This window comes from Actinomadura rifamycini DSM 43936 (assembly GCF_000425065.1).
Taxonomy (GTDB): Bacteria; Actinomycetota; Actinomycetes; order Streptosporangiales; family Streptosporangiaceae; genus Spirillospora; species Spirillospora rifamycini.
The window spans coordinates 348,118-364,092 of record NZ_AULB01000003.1; the positions used below are offsets into that span (position 1 = coordinate 348,118).

Here is a 15,975-nt window from a genome sequence, read left to right on the forward strand (position 1 = left end):
CTGACGGTCTACCGGTCGACGGGTCGGCCTCACATGAGCGACCGGCCCGGCGACGACCGGAACCACACGGGCGGGCGCCGGGGATTCGAACCCGCCCCGGGGTGCGTGCTGCAGGCGTACGTGTTCGTGTTGGACCCGGGCGTCGAGGCCGAGCGGGCTCTGGAGATGCAGTGCGGTGCAGCACGGTTCGCGTTCAACTGGGCGCTGAGCCGGGTGAAGGCCAACCAGGATCAGCGAGAAGCCGAACGCTCATACGGCATCACCGGAACCGACCTCACCCCGTCGGCGAGTTGGTCGCCCTACACCCTGCGCAAAGCTTTCAACCAGGTCAAAGACCAAGTGGCACCCTGGTGGAGGGAATGTTCCAAGGAGGCGTACAACACCGGATTCGCCGGTGCGGCTACGGCCTTGAGGAACTGGGACGATTCCCGCAAGGGGCGGCGGAAGGGACCCAGGGCGGGGTTTCCCAAGTTCAAGACCAAGCGGCGTACGGTCCCCTCATGCCGGTTCACCACCGGCACCATCCGGGTCGAGGACCGTCGGCATGTCACTCTCCCCCGCGTAGGCACGATCCGCACGCATGAGAGCACCCGTAAGCTCGACCGGCGTCTGGTCAACGGGTCGGCCCGGATTTTGTCAGCGACGGTTTCGCATCGGCGGGGACGGTGGCAGGTCTCGTTCCACTGCGAAGTCCAACGCGCCCGCCGTGAACCCGCCAGGCCGGACGCGGTGGCGGGAGTGGATCTGGGGGTGGCCAAGTGGGTGGTGATCGCCGACTCCGAGGGACATGTCCGCACGATCGTCGGCCCCCGCCACCTCGACTACGCCCGACATCGCCTTCGCCGGGCCGGCCGGACCGCCGCCCGCCGCCGGGGTCCGGCCGTCCGCGACCCCGCCACCGGCACGTTCGTCCGGCGGGCCCCCTCCCGGCGGTGGGTCAAAGCGCAACAGAAGTTGGGACGTATCCATCTTCGAGTGGCGAACCTGCGGCGGGACGCGGTGCACAAGCTCACCACGAGCCTGGTCCGCGAGTACGGGACAGTGGTGGTCGAGGACCTGAACGTGGCGGGTATGTTGCGCAACCGGCGGCTGGCACGCCGCATCGCCGATGGGTCTTTCGGCGAGATCCGCCGCCAGTTGACGTACAAGACCGGCTGGAACGGCGGGACTCTGGTGGTAGCGGACCGGTGGTTCCCCTCCTCAAAGCTCTGCTCGGGCTGCGGTGCGGTGAAAGCCAAGCTGTCGCTGCACACCCGGGTTCACCGCTGCGACGAATGCGGCTTGACCTTGGACCGAGACGTCAATGCCGCGCTCAACCTCGCCGCCCTGGCGGGACGCATGGCGGGTGCCGGAGTGGCCGGACACCCGGGGCCGCAGGGCCCGAACGCTCGCGGAGCCAGTCCGTAAGACCCGCGACCATGCCGGTCCAAGCCGGGATGGCGGGGCAGGTGGCGCAACACCCTCTGCAGGGGAAGGAAACGAGCACCGTCCTCAAGACACCGACACTCTTCGAGTGCGATGAAACTGTGACGGACCTCCCGATCGGAAACGCCCGGGATGCTGGGAAACACCGAACTCAAGCAACGGTAGGAAGAACTCATGGTCGAGGAAGAGATTGTGCTGCTCAACGCGGACGACGAGGCCGTGGGGGCGGCCCCGAAGGTCGCGAGCCACCATAGCGAGACGCCCTACCACCTGGCTTTTTCATGCTATGTGGTGGACACGGACGGTCGCGTACTGATCACCCAACGCGCGCTCGACAAGCGCACGTTCCCGGGGGTGTGGACGGGGAGCTGCTGCGGGCACCCGGCTCCCGGGGAGAAGCTGCGGGACGCGGTGCAGCGCAGGCTGCGGGACGAACTGGGCATCGGGAGCGCGTCGCTGACGTCCGTCCTGCCGGGCTTCCGGTACCGGGCGGTCGCCGAGGACGGGACGGTCGAGCACGAGCGGTGCCCGGTGGTGCGGGCGACGGTCGCGCCGGGCGGGGCCGTCGCGCCGAACCCGGAGGAGGTGGAGGCCGCGGAGTGGTGGTCGTGGGACCGCTGCCTGGAGCTGACGGCGCGGCCGGAGTCGTCGCCGTGGTACCGGCTGCAGATGGCGGAGCTGGCGCCGCTGGGCGCGCCGCTCGACTGGCCGGACGCGGGGGCGGGTCCGCTGCCGCCCGCCGTCGGCTGGTGACCCGCCGCCCGTCCAGGCCGACGTAACCGCGCGGTCACTGTTCTGTACGGGTGTTGACGGTGTTGATCACCGAGCAGACGCTTGTTTTTCGGGCGACCGAAGGGACGGGCGATGTTCGGACGTACTCGAAGGAACGCCTCCGGCCGGAGCCGGACGACGTCGTTCGCCGCGGCCGCGCTGGCCGGCGTGCTGGCCCTCGCGGGCTGCGGCGGCGACGGCGGCTCGGACGACAGCTCCGAGGTCGAGGTGTTCTCGTGGTGGACGGGGCCGGGCGAGGCCGAGGGGCTGACCGCGCTGCAAGCCCTCTTCGAGAAGCAGAACCCGGGAACGGAGTTCGTCAACGCGGCCATCGCCGGCGGGTCCGGCACGCAGGCCAAGGCGGTGCTCTCGAGCCGGCTCCAGAACCGCAAGCCGCCGGACTCGTTCCAGGGGCACGCGGGCGCCGAGCTGCTCGACTACATCAAGGCCGGGCAGATCGAGCCGCTGAACGACTTCTACGACGAGAACGGGCTGCGGGACGTCTACCCGAAGCAGCTCCTCGACCAGATCACCTACAAGGGCAGCATCTACTCGGTCCCGGTGAACATCCATCGGTCCAACGTCCTCTGGTACAACCCGGGCATCCTGGAGGACGCCGGGGTCGACGGGCCGCCGGAGTCGATCGACGCGTTCATCGAGGCGCTGAAGGCGGTCGACGCCGAGACCGACAAGGTGCCGCTGTCGCTCGGCGCGCAGTGGACGGCCGACCACCTGCTGGAGAACGTCCTGCTGGGCTCGCTCGGCCCGGATGCGTACAACGCGCTGTGGCAGCCGGGGGCGAACTGGGACACCCCGGCGGTCGGGGCGGCCCTCGACGACTTCGCCGAGATCATGAAGTACACGACGGCGGAGGCCGCGTCGACGGACTGGCAGGGCGCCGCGAAGGCCGTCGTGGACGGGCGCGCCGCGTTCAACATCATGGGCGACTGGGCGTACGGCTACTTCGTGAACCCGGCGCCGAACGGGCTGGCGAAGAAGGAAGGCACGGACTTCGGCCACGCGCCCGCGCCCGGCACCGACGGCACGTACATGTGGCTGTCGGACAGCTTCACCCTTCCTGAGAACGCGCCCCACCGCGGCGGCGCCCTGGCCTGGCTGAAGACCGTGTCCAGCAAGGAGGGCCAGGACGCGTTCAACCCGAAGAAGGGCTCGATCCCGGCGCGCACGGACGGCGACGAGTCGCTCTACAAGGGCTACCTCGGAGACGCCTTCGCGGAGTGGAGCAAGCCGGACGTCAAGCTCGCGGGCTCGTTCTGGCACGGCGTGACGGCGAACAACAAGTGGCACACCGACATCGACACGGCGGTCGGGCTGTTCCTCCAGCACAAGGACCCGGCGAAGCTCCGGCAGGCGCTGGTGCAGGCGGCGCGGAACAGCGGGCAGTGAGGGCGCGCCGCGTCCGGCGGTGGCTGCCGGGGCTGCTGCTGGTCTCGCCGTCCATCGTGGCGATCGGCCTGTTCGTCTACGGGCTGATCTTCTGGAACACGAGGGTCGCGCTGAGCGGCAAGCACGACGAGGTGTCCCCGCTCGGGTTCGACGGCGGGCGGAACTTCGTCGACCTGTGGGACCAGCCGAGCTGGCCGGGCGCGGTGCGCAACGCGCTGGTGTTCACGGCGGTGTTCGTGCTGGGCGCCCTGCTGCTCGGCGCGTTCCTCGCGTTCCTGATGGACAAGGGCGTCCGCGCGGAGGCGTCGTTCCGGGTCGTCTACCTGTTCCCGATGGCGGTGTCGTTCATCGCCGCGGGCGTGGTGTGGCGGTGGCTGCTGAACCCGGCGCCCGCGGAGCGGGCCGTCGGGCTCAACCAGCTGTTCCACGACGCCGGGCTGGGGGCGCTGGCGAACACGTGGTGGCAGCATCCCGACTGGGGCATGGCCGCGATGGCGCTCCCGGCGGTGTGGCAGATGTCCGGTTACGTCATGGCGCTGTACCTGGCGGGGTTCCGCGGCGTCCCCGAGGAGCTGCGCGAGGCGGCCCGGGTGGACGGCGCGTCCGAGTGGAAGGTGTACCGCTACGTCGTGTTCCCGCAGCTCCGCCCGGTGACGCTGTCGGCGCTGATCATCCTCGGGCACATCTCGCTGAAGGTGTTCGACCTGATCATGGCGATCGCGGGCAAGCAGATCATCACCTACGTCCCGGCGGTCGCCGCCTATGTCGAGATCTTCGACCGGCACGACCCGGCGAACGGCGCGACGATCGCCGCGTACCTGCTGGTCGCGGTCGCCGTGCTCGTCGTCCCGTACCTGGTGTGGACGGTCCGGCAGGAGCGGGCCCGGTGAGCCGCGCGCTCCGGTTCGGCCGCCCGGCCGTCCTGCTGGTGTTCGTCGTGCTGTTCCTGATGCCGGCGTACGTCCTGCTCGTCACCAGCTTCAAGCCGCTGCAGGAGGCCGGGCCCGCGACCGCGTGGAACCTGCCCGAGCAGTGGAGCGTGTCCGGCTGGACGGCCGCGTGGGACGAGCTGCGCCCGGGCATCCTGAACAGCTTCCGGATCGCGGTCCCGGGCGCGGCGATCGCGGCCGTGCTGGGGTCGCTGAACGGCTACGTGCTGTCGAAGTGGCGGTTCCCCGGGTCCGAGGCGGTCTTCACGCTGTTCCTGTTCGGGATGTTCATCCCGTACCAGGCCGTCATGATCCCGCTGGCGGGCCTGCTCACCGAGATGCAGATCGTCGGGACGATCCGGGGCCTGGTCCTCGTGCACGTCGTCTACGGCATCCCGATCTGCACGCTGATCTTCCGCAACTACTACGTGTCGATCCCGGACGAGCTGATCGAGGCGGCGCGCGTGGACGGCGCGGGGATGCTGCGCACGTACGCGTCGGTCGTGCTGCCGCTGTCGGCGCCCGCGTTCGCCGTGACGCTGATCTGGCAGTTCACGTCGATCTGGAACGACTTCCTGTTCGCCGTCTTCCTCGGCGCGCCCGACTCGTGGCCCGTCACGGTGATGCTGAACAACACGGCGGGTTCGGGCGCGGTCGCCGTCCAGTACAACGTGCAGATGGCGTCGGCGCTGCTGGCGTCGCTGCCGACGATCCTCGTCTACCTGCTGCTGGGGCGGTTCTTCATGCGGGGGCTCATGGCGGGCGCGCTCAAGGGCTGAATGTGGACTCGGAGACGGATCGCCCGGTGCGGCTTTGTCACTCGCACACAGTTGTTCCGTCAACCACTTTACGAACTCGCGCGTCGTACAGATGATCGGGATGGATCGGGAATGAGCGAACCGCTCACCTCCTCCGTTGGCGCAACCGCCCCGATGCGCCTAGCCTCTCGGGCATTGCCGCGCGGCGTCCCCGCCGGAGACGATGCCGGAGACGGAGACGGTCGAGCACTGGAGGTGACCGCGTGCAGGCGATAAGTGTTCAGCAGCCCTGGGCGTTCGCGATCGCGCGCGGCGGCAAGAGCGTCTCGAACCAGGGCGCGCCGACCGCCTACCGCGGGCCGCTGCTGATCCACGCGTCCATGCGGGTCGACCTGTCGGCGTGCGACTCCCCGCTCGTGCAGGCCGCCGGGTGGGACCCGCGGGACCCGCTCGCCGCGATCGGCGCGGCCATCGCCGTCGCCGACCTCGCCGCCGTCTGCTCCGCGACCGTCGGCCCGGCCGGCGGCCCGTCCGGACGGCCGCGCGGCGGCGCGGACGCGTGCGCGTGCGGCCCGTGGGCCGAGCCGGGCAGGCACCACTGGCACCTGGCGGACGTCCGGGCGCTGCCCCGGCCGATCGTCGCGCTCGGCCGCACCGACCTGTGGGAGCCGTCGGCGTCGCTCGTCGCCGAGGTCGAGACGATGCTCACGGCGGCCGCGGCGAACCCGGCCGGTTAGCCCGCGCCGGCGGCTTCGTCGGCGGCCGCGTCGGCGGCTTCGCGGAGGCGGGCGAACTCGCCCGCGATCCGGTCGAGGGACCAGCTCGCGTTGAGGCCGCTCGGGTTCGGCAGCACCCACACGCGGGCGGAACCGAACAGGTCGTCCTGCGGGCCGATCTCCGTGCGCGGACGTCCGAACGCGGTGCGGTAGGCGGTGACGCCCGCGACCGCGAGGTAGGCGGGGCGGTACCGGTCGACGAGGGCCCGCAGGCGGCGGCCGCCGTCGCGGAGCTCGTCGGCGGTCAGCTCGTCGGCGCGGGCCGTGGTGCGCTGCGCGAGGTTGGTGATGCCGAGGCCGAACGCGGGCAGCAGGTGCTGCTCGGACGGGTCGAGGAGCCGGTCGGTGAAGCCGGAGCGGTGCAGCGCGGGCCAGAAGCGGTTGCCCGGACGGGCGAAGTGGTGGCCGGTCGCGCCGGAGTACAGGCCGGGGTTGATGCCGCTGAACAGCACGCGGAGCGCGCCGCCGGGGGCGGGCAGGACGTCGGGGATGACACGGTCGCGGGCGGCCTCCAGATCGGCCTTCGTCGGGCGCATCACATCAGATTACGGACGATCAGCAGCATCGCGGACGCGCCGACGACGGCCAGCAGCGCGCGGCGGAGGCGCCCGGCGTCCAGGTAGCGGCGGAGCGGGGCCGCCGCGAGGAACCCGGCCAGGACGAACGGGACGAGCGCGCACCCGGCGGCGACCTGCTCGCCGGGGAGCCGCCCGAACGCGGCGAGGGTCGCCAGCGACAGCAGGCACCCGCCGACGAAGAACAGCGCGAGGGTGGCGCGGACCCGGGGGCCGCTCTCGCGCTGGTACAGCAGCGCCATCGGCGGGCCGCCGATGCCGGACGCGGTGCCGGCGGTGCCCGCGACGACGCCCGCGGCGGTCAGCGTGCGGCGGTTGCGCGGCACGTCCCGCGTCCAGGCGGTGGCGGCGAGCGCGGCCAGCACGAAGAGACCGACGGCGACGCCGAGGGCGCGGGCGGGCACGGCGGCCACCAGCCACACCCCGAGCGGCGTCCCGGCGGCGCGGCCGCCGAACGCCCAGCCGAGGCCGCGCAGTTCGACGTGCCGGGCCTCGTGCGCGAGGGTCGCCAGGGGCAGGACGGCCGCGACCACCAGGATCGCGCCCGGCATCAGCGACGGGTACAGCATCGTCACGACCGGGGTGGCGACCAGGCCGACGCCGAGGCCGACGCTGCCCTGCACGATCGCGCCGAGCAGCGCCGCCGCTCCCCCGATGATCAAGAAATCGGGATTCACGCCGTGGAACGATACAAGTCAGGCGGACGCCTCGGTGAGGCGGCTCAGCTGGTCCTCGGTGAGCACGGTGCCCGGGACGTCCAGCAGCGGCGGGAGCTGCTCCATCGTGCGGGCGCTGGCGATGGGCGCGACGACGGTCGGCTGGGCGGCCAGCCACGCGAGCGCGACGGTCGCGTGGGACTTGCCCGACTCCTGGGCGACCTCGTCGAGGGCCTGGAGCACTCTGCGTCCGCGCTCGGTCTCCAGGTGCTTCGCCGCCTTCCCGGCGCGCGCGCTGTCGACCTCGGTGTCCGGACGGTACTTGCCCGTGAGGAACCCGGAGGCGAGGCCGTAGTACGGCATGCAGGCCAGGCCGTGCCGCCGGGCGATGTCGCGCCGGGGCCCCTCGTAGGTGTCGCGGGACACGAGGTTGTAGTGCGGCTGGATGCCGACGTACTTGGCCGTCCCCTCCCGCTCGCTGAACTCCAGGGACGCCTCCAGCCGGTCGAGCCCGATGTTCGACACGGCGATCTGCCGGACCTTCCCGGCCCGCACCAGGCCGTCCAGCGCCGTCATGATCTCCTCGACGGGCACGGACTCGTCGTCGAAGTGCGTGTAGTAGAGGTCGATGCGGTCGGTGCGCAGCCGCCGCAGCGAGTCCTCCGCCGCCGCCTCGATGTTCGCCGCGGAGAGCCCCTCCCGCCGCGGGTGCCTGCCGACCTTGGTCGCGATGACGATGTCGTCGCGGGTGCCGCGCGCCGCCGTCCACTCCCCGATGATCTCCTCCGACTCGCCGCCGCTGTTCCCGGGCGCGGAGGCCATGTAGGAGTCGGCGGTGTCGATGAAGGTGCCGCCGGACGCCGCGTAGGCGTCCAGGATCTGGAAGGAGGTGTCGCGGTCGGCCGTCCAGCCGAACACGTTGCCGCCGAGGCACAGCCCCGAGACGTCCAGGTCGCCGATCTTCTTCGTGGTGTCAGCCATGCCTGCGATGTAACCGTGCGGGCGGCGACGATGCCCGCGCGACCCGCGGATCGTTGGCAGAATGTCGGAATGCTCAGCGCATGTCTGGCCTTCGCGGCCGTCGCCGCCCTGGTCACGATCACGCCCGGCCTGGACACGATGCTGGTGCTGCGCACCACCGTCGCGGGCGGGCGCCGGGCGGGGCTCCTCGCCGCGGCGGGCATCGCGTCCGGGCTGCTGTGCTGGGGCGCGGCGAGCGCGGCGGGGCTGACGGCGCTGCTGGCGGCGTCCCGGTTCGCGTTCGACGTGCTGCGCATCGCGGGCGCCTGCTACCTGCTGTGGCTCGGCGGGCAGGCGCTCTGGCGGGCCCGCCGGAAGGCCGGCGCGGGCGGGGACGTCCCGGAGCCGCAGCCCGCGGGCGCCGCCGCGTACCGCACCGGGCTCGTCACGAACCTGCTCAACCCGAAGATCGGCGTGTTCTACATGAGCCTGCTGCCGCAGTTCCTCCCCGCGGACGCCCCGGTGTTCGGCACGAGCATGCTGTTCGCCGTCATCCACATCGCCGAGGGGCTCGCGTGGTGCGCCCTGCTCGTGTGCGCCGCGGGCGCCGCGCGCCGCACGCTCGCGCGCCCGTCCGTGAAGCGCCGCCTCCAGCAGGTCACCGGGGTCGCGTTCATCGGCTTCGGGCTGCGCCTCGCCGCCGGCCACTGAGGTGCCGGACGGTCAGCGCGCCTCGGGCCCCGGCCGGACGAGGCCGGTCTCGTAGGCGTGGACGACCGCCTGGGTGCGGTCGCGCAGGTCGAGCTTGGCGAGGATGTTGCTGACGTGCGTCTTCACGGTCTGCTCGGCCAGCACCAGCCGCGCGGCGATCTCGGCGTTCGACAGGCCGTGCGCGACGAGCGTCAGCACCTCGGTCTCCCGCCCGGTGAGCCGCCCGAGCCGCTCGCGGCGGGGGGCGCGGGGCCCCCCGAGCCGGGTGAACTCGGCGATCAGCCGCCGGGTGACCGACGGCGCCAGCAGCGCCTCCCCGGCCGCCACGACCCGCACCGCCTCGGCCAGCGCCCCGGCGGACGCCTTCTTCAGCAGGAACCCGGCGGCGCCCGCGCGCAGCGCCCCGTACACGTACTCGTCCAGGTCGAACGTCGTGAGGACGATGACCCGGGTCGTCGCGGAGATCCGCCGGGTCGCCTCCAGCCCGTCCATGCCGGGCATGCGGACGTCCATCAGGACGACGTCCGGCGCCAGCTCGGCGGTCTTCGCGACGGCCTCGCGCCCGTCGGCGGCCTCGCCGACCACCTCGATGCCGGGCTGCGCGCCGAGCAGCACCGAGAACCCCTCGCGGACCATGTCCTGGTCGTCGGCGAGCAGCACCCTGACGGTCACCGGGGACCCTCCTTTCCCGCCGGGAGCACGGCGGTCACCGTGAAGCCGCCGTCCGGGCGCGGGCCCGCGGCGAGCTCGCCGCCCAGCATCGCGGCCCGTTCCCGCATCCCCAGTATCCCGTGGCCGGTGCGGCCCGCCGGCGGCGCCGGCGGCCGCGCGGGCGGGCCGTTGTCGACCGTCAGCTCGACGCGGTCCGGGCGGTGGGCGACCGCGACCCGGGCGGCGGCGCCCGGCGCGTGCCGCAGGACGTTGCTCAGCGCCTCCTGCACGATCCGGTACGCCGACACCTCCAGCGCGGGCGTCGTCGCGGGCCGCGGCCCCGACACCCGCAGCTCGACGTCCAGGCCGGCCGCGCGGAGGCCGTCGACGAGGCCGTCCAGTCCGTCCAGGGTGGGCTGCGGCGCCGCGTCGGCGGCCGGGCCCGCCGGGCCGTCGCCCTCCCGGAGCAGGCCGAGGACGCGGTGCAGTTCGTCGATCGCCTCCAGCGCGTTCTCGCGGATGACGGTGAAGCTGCGCGCGAGCTCGTCCGGCACGTCCGGCACCCGGTAGGGGGCGGCCTCGGCCTGGACGGCGACGACGGACATGTGGTGCGCGACCACGTCGTGCAGTTCCCGCGCGATCCGGGCGCGCTCCTCCAGCAGCGCGCGCCGCTGCCGCTCCCGCGCGAGCCCGCGCAGCGCGTCGCCCCTCCCCCGCAGGGCCGCCGCCGCCAGCAGCACCGTGCCGGACACGAACAGCACCTCGGTGAGGCTCGGGAACTCGTCGCGGCCGGGCAGCGCGACCGCCAGGGCGGCCGCGACGGCGCCGGTGAGCACCCACATCAGCGCCGCCACGCGCGCGGGCACCCGCAGCGCGACCAGGGCGAGCACCGCCAGGTGCACCGACAGGCTCGGCCCCGCCCACAGCGGCCCGCCGTCCGGGCGGGCGGACGCGGCGGCGAGCGCGGTCACCGCCACCAGCGCGAGCGACAGCCACCAGGCGGCCATCGGCCGGACCACGCACACCGCCAGCGCCGACGCGTGGACGACGCCCAGCGCCGCCGCCCACCCGTTCGGCACCGCGTAGTCGGTGAGCAGGATGTGCCAGGACGACCCGGCGAGCACGGCCGCGGCCCCGAACACCAGCGCGTGCGGCAGCCAGGCCGCGAACCGGGGCCGGGACGGGACGTCCAGCGGCAGCAGCGCGGGACCGGCGGCCGGGGAGAGGTCCCGCCACACGTTCCGCACGACCGACCCGACCGTCATCGCAGCTCCCGTCCGTCCGTCAGATCCGTCACGCGTCCCGGCGCCTCAGCACGACGGTAGCCGCCGCGAGCAGGACGCCCGCCGCGGCCAGCAGCAGACCCAGCGACGGCCACCCGCCGAGGCTCCCGACGGCCTCCGCCGAGGCGTCCGACGTCTGCGACAGCTTCTGCAGCGCCGCCGCGGGCGACGCGCCGGCGATCCACCGCTCCAGGTCGCCGAACAGCGGCGCCACCAGCGACGGCACCAGGACCAGGCAGACGCCCGCGGTGACGGCGCCCGCCGCGTGCCGCAGCAGCGCGCCCAGCGCCAGCCCGAGCAGCGCGGTCGCCGCGTGGCAGAGGGCCACGCCGATCAGTGCGGGCATCGGGCGCCCGGTCGCGTACCCCTCGCCGGACAGCATCACCGTCCCGACGCCGAACGCGGCCGTGCACGACGCCAGCGCGAGCACGAACGCGACGGCCGCGACGACGACCGCCTTCGCCGCCAGCACGGCGCCCCGCCCGGGGAGCGCGGCGAACGTCGCCCGGATCATGCCGGTGCCGTACTCGCCGGAGATCGCCAGCGTCCCGAACACGGCCGCCGCGAGCTGGCCGAGCAGCGCCCCCGTGAGGCTGCCGCCCAAGACCGTGTCGTCCGGCCGGAGGCTGCCGGTCGCGCCGACGAAGACGGCCAGGGCGGGGACGAGCAGCGCCATCGCCGCAGGCGTCCACACGGTCGCCCGGACGGTCCGGGCCTTCGTCCACTCGGCGCGGACGGCCCGCCCGAACCCCGCGAGCGTCCCGCCCTCCGTCCGGCCCGCCGCGGCGGCCGCCGTCCCGTCCGCCGTCCCGGTCATCGGGCCGTCGCCTCCTCGCCCCGTCCCGTCCCGCGGTACTCGGCCTCGGTCAGCCCCAGGTAGACCTCTTCGAGCGACGAGCGCTCCGGCCGCAGCTCGTGCAGTTCGGCGCCCGCCCGCGCGGCGATCGCGCCGACCTCGGGCGCCGCGAGCCCGGCCACGTGCCAGCCGCCGTCCGGCCGGGGCCGCACCCGCCCGCGGGCCGCCTCCAGCGCGGCCCGCAGCCGCGGCCCGTCCGGGGACGCCACCACGGCCGCGTCCCGCGCGTGGCGGTCGATGAACGCGCGGACGGTCGTGTCGGCCAGCAGCCGCCCGCCGCCGATCACGACGAGCCGGTCGGCGGTCTGCTCCATCTCGCTCATCAGATGGCTCGACAGCAGCACGGTGCGGCCCTCGTCGGCGAGCCCCCGCAGCAGCCCGCGCACCCACCGGATCCCCTCGGTGTCCAGGCCGTTGACCGGTTCGTCCAGGATCAGCACTTCGGGGTCGCCGAGCAGCGCGCCCGCGATGCCGAGCCGCTGCGCCATCCCGAGCGAGAACCCGCCGACCCGCCGACCGGACGCGGCGCCGCCCAGCCCGACCAGGTCGAGCACCTCCCGGACGCGGGCGCGGCCGATGCCGTTGCCGTGCGCCTGCCACAGCAGGTGGTCGTGCGCCGAGCGGCCGGGGTGGGCGGCGCGGGCGTCGAGGAGGGCGCCGACCGTCCGCATCGGCTCGCGCAGCCGCCGGTACTCCCGCCCGGCGACCAGGGCGCGCCCGGACGCCGGCGCGTCCAGGCCCATGATCATCCTGATGGTGGTGGACTTGCCCGCGCCGTTCGGGCCGAGGAACCCCGTGACGGTGCCGGGCCGCACCGTGAACGACAGCCGGTCGACGGCCGTCCGGCCCCCGAAGCGCTTGACCAGCTCGCGCACCTCGATCATGCGCCCTCCCTCCGCGGCCTCGCGGCCGCCGCAGAAGGAATCCTGCGCCACGGCCGCGGAGGGCGCCTCCCTCCTGGGAGCCGACCTCGCGTCTAGCTCCGGAGTACTAGAGCCCGCGGACGCGGAACGGGCCGCCTCCCGGAGGAGGCGGCCCGTCCGTGCGGCCCGTCCGTGCGGCCCGTCCGTGCGGCCCGTCCGTGCGGCCCGTCCGTGCGGGCCGGGCCGATCGCGTTACTTGCGGAGGAGGCTCCGCAGGACGTACTGGAGGATGCCGCCGTTGCGGTAGTAGTCCGCCTCGCCGGGGGTGTCGATGCGGACGACGGCCGTGAACTCCTTGCCGTCCGCCTTCACCGTGACCTCCTCGGGGACGCCGCCCTCGTTGAGCGCGGTGACGCCGGTGATGTCGAACGTCTCGGTGCCGGTCAGCCCGAGCGACTCGGCCGACTCGCCCTCCTTGAACTGCAGCGGCAGGACGCCGAGGCCGATCAGGTTCGAGCGGTGGATCCGCTCGTAGGACTGGGCGATGACGGCGCGGACGCCGAGCAGCGCGGTGCCCTTCGCGGCCCAGTCGCGGGACGAGCCGGAGCCGTACTCCTTGCCCGCGATGACGACGAGCGGGGTGCCCTGCGCGGCGTAGTTCTGCGCGGCGTCGTAGATGAAGGACTGCGGCGCGTCCTCCTGGGTGAAGTCGCGGGTGTAGCCGCCCTCGACGTCGTCCAGGAGCTGGTTGCGCAGCCGGATGTTGGCGAACGTGCCGCGGATCATCACCTCGTGGTTGCCGCGGCGCGAGCCGTAGGAGTTGAAGTCCTTCACCGCGACGCCGTTGTCCTGCAGGTACTGCGCGGCGGGCGTGCCGACCTTGATCGCCCCGGCCGGGGAGATGTGGTCGGTGGTGACCGAGTCGCCCAGCTTCGCCAGGACGCGGGCGCCGTGGATGTCGGCGACCGGCTCCGGCTCGGCGGCCATCCCGTCGAAGTACGGGGCCTTCCGGACGTACGTGGACGCCGGGTCCCACTCGAACAGGTCGCCCGTCGGGATGTCGAGGCCGCGCCACCGGTCGTCGCCCTTGAAGACGTCGGCGTAGCTGCTGGTGAACATGTCCTGGCCGATGGACGACTCGACGATCGCGGCGACGTCCTCCGGCGCGGGCCAGATGTCGCGCAGGTAGACCGGGCCGTCGGTGCCGTCGGCGATCGGGTCGTTGAGGATGTCGATGTCCATCGTCCCGGCGAGGGCGTAGGCGATGACCAGCGGCGGGGACGCGAGGTAGTTCATCTTCACGTCCGGGCTGATGCGGCCCTCGAAGTTCCGGTTGCCGGACAGGACGGCCGTGACCGCGAGGTCGTTGTCGTTGACCGCCCGGGAGATCTCCGGCTGCAGCGGGCCGGTGTTGCCGATGCAGGTCGTGCAGCCGTACCCGACCAGGTTGTACCCGATCTTGTCGAGGTAGGGGGTGAGGCCCGCGCGCTCGAAGTAGTCGGTGACGACCTGCGAGCCGGGGGCCAGCGAGGTCTTCACCCACGGCTTGCGGGTGAGGCCCTTCTCGACCGCGTTCTTGGCCAGCAGCGCCGCGCCGACCATGACGTACGGGTTCGAGGTGTTGGTGCAGGAGGTGATGGCCGCGACGGCGACGTGCCCGTGGTCGAGCTCGAAGGTCGTGCCGTCCTCCAGGGTGACCTGGACGGGGTTGTGCGGGCGGGACGCGCCGTTGGTGGCGTGCTCGCGGGGCTTGTCGCCGTTGCCGCTGCGGCTGATCGCCGGCGAGTCGGACGCGGGGAACGACTCGTTGGACGCCTCGTCGGCCGGGCCCTGGACGCTGCTGACGTAGTTCTGGACGTCGCGGCGCCAGGTCTCCTTGGCCTCCGACACGGCGATGCGGTCCTGCGGGCGCTTCGGGCCGGCCAGCGACGGGACGACCGTCGACAGGTCGAGCTCGAGGTACTCGGAGAACTCCGGCTCGACCGACGGGTCGAGCCACATGCCCTGCTCCTTGGCGTACGCCTCGACGAGCGCGATCTGCTCCTCGCTGCGGCCGGTGAGGCGCAGGTACTTCGTCGTCTCCTGGTCGATCGGGAAGATCGCGCAGGTGGAGCCGAACTCGGGGCTCATGTTGCCGATCGTGGCGCGGTTGGCCAGCGGCAGCGCGGCGACGCCCTCGCCGTAGAACTCGACGAACTTGCCGACGACGCCGTGCTCGCGGAGCATCTCGGTGATCGTGAGCACGAGGTCGGTGGCGGTCGTCCCGGCCGGCAGCTCGCCGGTCAGCTTGAAGCCGACGACGCGCGGGATGAGCATCGAGATCGGCTGGCCGAGCATCGCGGCCTCGGCCTCGATGCCGCCGACGCCCCAGCCGAGGACGCCGATGCCGTTCTCCATCGTGGTGTGCGAGTCGGTGCCGACGCACGTGTCGGGGTAGGCGACGCCGTTGCGGTCGAACACGACGCGGGCCAGGTGCTCGATGTTCACCTGGTGGACGATGCCGGTGCCGGGCGGCACGACCTTGAACTCGTCGAAGGCCGTCTGGCCCCAGCGCAGGAACTGGTAGCGCTCCTTGTTGCGCTCGTACTCGACCTGCACGTTGCGCTCGAACGCGTCCGGCGAGCCGAAGTAGTCGACGATGACGGAGTGGTCGATGACCATCTCGGCCGGCGCCAGCGGGTTGATCTTGGAGGCGTCGCCGCCGAGGTCGCGGACGGCCTCGCGCATCGTCGCCAGGTCCACCACGCAGGGCACGCCGGTGAAGTCCTGCATGATCACCCGCGCGGGGGTGAACTGGATCTCCTTGCTCGGCTGCGCCTTGGCGTCCCACCCCGCGAGCGCGCGGATGTGGTCGGCGGTGACGTTCGCGCCGTCCTCGGTGCGCAGCAGGTTCTCCAGCAGCACCTTGAGGCTGTACGGGAGACGTGCCGAGCCCTCGACGGCGTCCAGCCGGTAGATGTCGTACGACTTGTCGCCCACCTGAAGCTTGCTCAGGCTGCCGAAGCTGTTCGCGGACACGGACTCCTCCTCCGTCGTCACCGCGCGTCCGGTCCGGGACATGAGCGCGCGGCGCTGTCTTCTCAGTTCGTCGAAATCCCGTCCCCGTGACCCGCGTCGCCCGGGCGGGACGGAAAGCTCATCTCCCCTGATCCTGCCTTAGCCCGGCCATCGGCCGGGAATCGGGGCGGCCCAACTTCGACAAGATTTCTCTCGACGTCAAGCTAACTCCAATTTATCTCGATATCGAGTTACTTGCACATCGAGCCTCCGGCGCGGCCCGCGCAGCGCCGCCGACCTCCCCGAAAGCGCACCGAACCCCCGACGGCGGGCACCCCTCGCCCCGCCGCACCCAGC

Annotated in this window: 15 protein-coding genes; 7 read left to right on the forward strand and 8 right to left on the reverse strand. The window is 72.8% G+C overall.

Annotation, left to right across the window (positions count from 1 at the left end; genetic code table 11):
- The first annotated feature begins 33 nt into the window (after nucleotides 1–33).
- The 6 genes from tnpB (at nucleotide 34) to H505_RS0101450 (ending at nucleotide 6,027) form a co-directional block, all read left to right on the forward strand.
- Complete coding sequence (tnpB, locus tag H505_RS39245; RefSeq protein ID WP_051300008.1) at nucleotides 34–1,407, forward strand: IS607 family element RNA-guided endonuclease TnpB; 1,374 nt, start codon at nucleotides 34–36, stop codon at nucleotides 1,405–1,407.
- 192 nt (nucleotides 1,408–1,599) lie between these two features.
- Nucleotides 1,600–2,178 carry an isopentenyl-diphosphate Delta-isomerase gene (gene idi, locus H505_RS0101430; protein ID WP_026400538.1) on the forward strand — a complete coding sequence of 193 codons (579 nt, stop codon included), beginning with the start codon at nucleotides 1,600–1,602 and terminating at the stop codon, nucleotides 2,176–2,178.
- Between the two features lie 111 nt (nucleotides 2,179–2,289).
- Entirely contained in the window at nucleotides 2,290–3,603 is a 1,314-nt protein-coding gene (locus tag H505_RS0101435; RefSeq protein ID WP_026400539.1) for an ABC transporter substrate-binding protein, read from the forward strand.
- Complete coding sequence (locus H505_RS0101440) at nucleotides 3,600–4,493, forward strand: carbohydrate ABC transporter permease (RefSeq protein WP_245592403.1); 894 nt, start codon at nucleotides 3,600–3,602, stop codon at nucleotides 4,491–4,493. Before H505_RS0101435 ends, H505_RS0101440 begins: the two co-directional genes overlap by 4 nt.
- Nucleotides 4,490–5,311, forward strand: a complete 822-nt coding sequence (locus H505_RS0101445; protein ID WP_425248237.1) for a carbohydrate ABC transporter permease — start codon at nucleotides 4,490–4,492, stop codon at nucleotides 5,309–5,311. Before H505_RS0101440 ends, H505_RS0101445 begins: the two co-directional genes overlap by 4 nt.
- Before the next feature lie 242 nt (nucleotides 5,312–5,553).
- Nucleotides 5,554–6,027 carry an ASCH domain-containing protein gene (locus tag H505_RS0101450; protein ID WP_026400542.1) on the forward strand — a complete coding sequence of 158 codons (474 nt, stop codon included), beginning with the start codon at nucleotides 5,554–5,556 and terminating at the stop codon, nucleotides 6,025–6,027.
- On the opposite strand, the gene mug is transcribed toward H505_RS0101450, so the two are convergent.
- The 3 genes from mug to H505_RS0101465 are packed head-to-tail and all read right to left on the reverse strand — an operon-like array spanning nucleotide 6,024 to nucleotide 8,278.
- A complete protein-coding gene (gene mug, locus H505_RS0101455; protein ID WP_199747887.1) occupies nucleotides 6,024–6,602 on the reverse strand; it encodes a G/U mismatch-specific DNA glycosylase in 579 nt (192 codons plus the stop codon). The two genes, H505_RS0101450 and mug, sit on opposite strands and share 4 nt — an antisense overlap.
- On the reverse strand, nucleotides 6,602–7,318 hold the full coding sequence (locus tag H505_RS0101460; RefSeq protein WP_026400544.1) for a sulfite exporter TauE/SafE family protein: 717 nt from the start codon (nucleotides 7,316–7,318) through the stop codon (nucleotides 6,602–6,604). The genes mug and H505_RS0101460 overlap by 1 nt, the downstream gene beginning before the upstream one ends.
- A gap of 18 nt (nucleotides 7,319–7,336) precedes the next feature.
- Nucleotides 7,337–8,278, reverse strand: a complete 942-nt coding sequence (locus H505_RS0101465) for an aldo/keto reductase (RefSeq protein WP_034516129.1) — start codon at nucleotides 8,276–8,278, stop codon at nucleotides 7,337–7,339.
- 69 nt (nucleotides 8,279–8,347) lie between these two features.
- Between H505_RS0101465 and H505_RS0101475 the strand changes: the two genes are divergently transcribed.
- Nucleotides 8,348–8,968 (forward strand): LysE family translocator, encoded by a 621-nt coding sequence (locus H505_RS0101475; protein WP_026400545.1) that lies wholly within the window; start codon nucleotides 8,348–8,350, stop codon nucleotides 8,966–8,968.
- Nucleotides 8,969–8,980: 12 nt separating this feature from the next.
- On the opposite strand, the gene H505_RS0101480 is transcribed toward H505_RS0101475, so the two are convergent.
- The 5 genes from H505_RS0101480 to acnA all read right to left on the reverse strand — a co-directional run bounded on the left by H505_RS0101480 (nucleotide 8,981) and on the right by acnA (nucleotide 15,639).
- Nucleotides 8,981–9,640 (reverse strand): response regulator, encoded by a 660-nt coding sequence (locus H505_RS0101480; protein ID WP_026400546.1) that lies wholly within the window; start codon nucleotides 9,638–9,640, stop codon nucleotides 8,981–8,983.
- The gene (locus H505_RS39250) at nucleotides 9,637–10,884 is read right to left on the reverse strand and encodes a sensor histidine kinase (protein WP_051300010.1); all 1,248 of its coding nucleotides are present in this window, start codon (nucleotides 10,882–10,884) and stop codon (nucleotides 9,637–9,639) included. Before H505_RS39250 ends, H505_RS0101480 begins: the two co-directional genes overlap by 4 nt.
- Nucleotides 10,885–10,912: 28 nt before the next feature.
- The gene (locus H505_RS39255; protein ID WP_084549708.1) at nucleotides 10,913–11,719 is read right to left on the reverse strand and encodes an ABC transporter permease subunit; all 807 of its coding nucleotides are present in this window, start codon (nucleotides 11,717–11,719) and stop codon (nucleotides 10,913–10,915) included.
- Nucleotides 11,716–12,642, reverse strand: coding sequence for an ATP-binding cassette domain-containing protein (locus H505_RS0101495; RefSeq protein WP_026400547.1), 927 nt, complete (start codon nucleotides 12,640–12,642; stop codon nucleotides 11,716–11,718). Before H505_RS0101495 ends, H505_RS39255 begins: the two co-directional genes overlap by 4 nt.
- A gap of 231 nt (nucleotides 12,643–12,873) precedes the next feature.
- Nucleotides 12,874–15,639: an aconitate hydratase AcnA gene (gene acnA, locus H505_RS0101500; protein ID WP_026400548.1), complete on the reverse strand. Its 2,766-nt coding sequence runs from the start codon at nucleotides 15,637–15,639 to the stop codon at nucleotides 12,874–12,876.
- Between the last annotated feature and the right edge of the window lie 336 nt (nucleotides 15,640–15,975).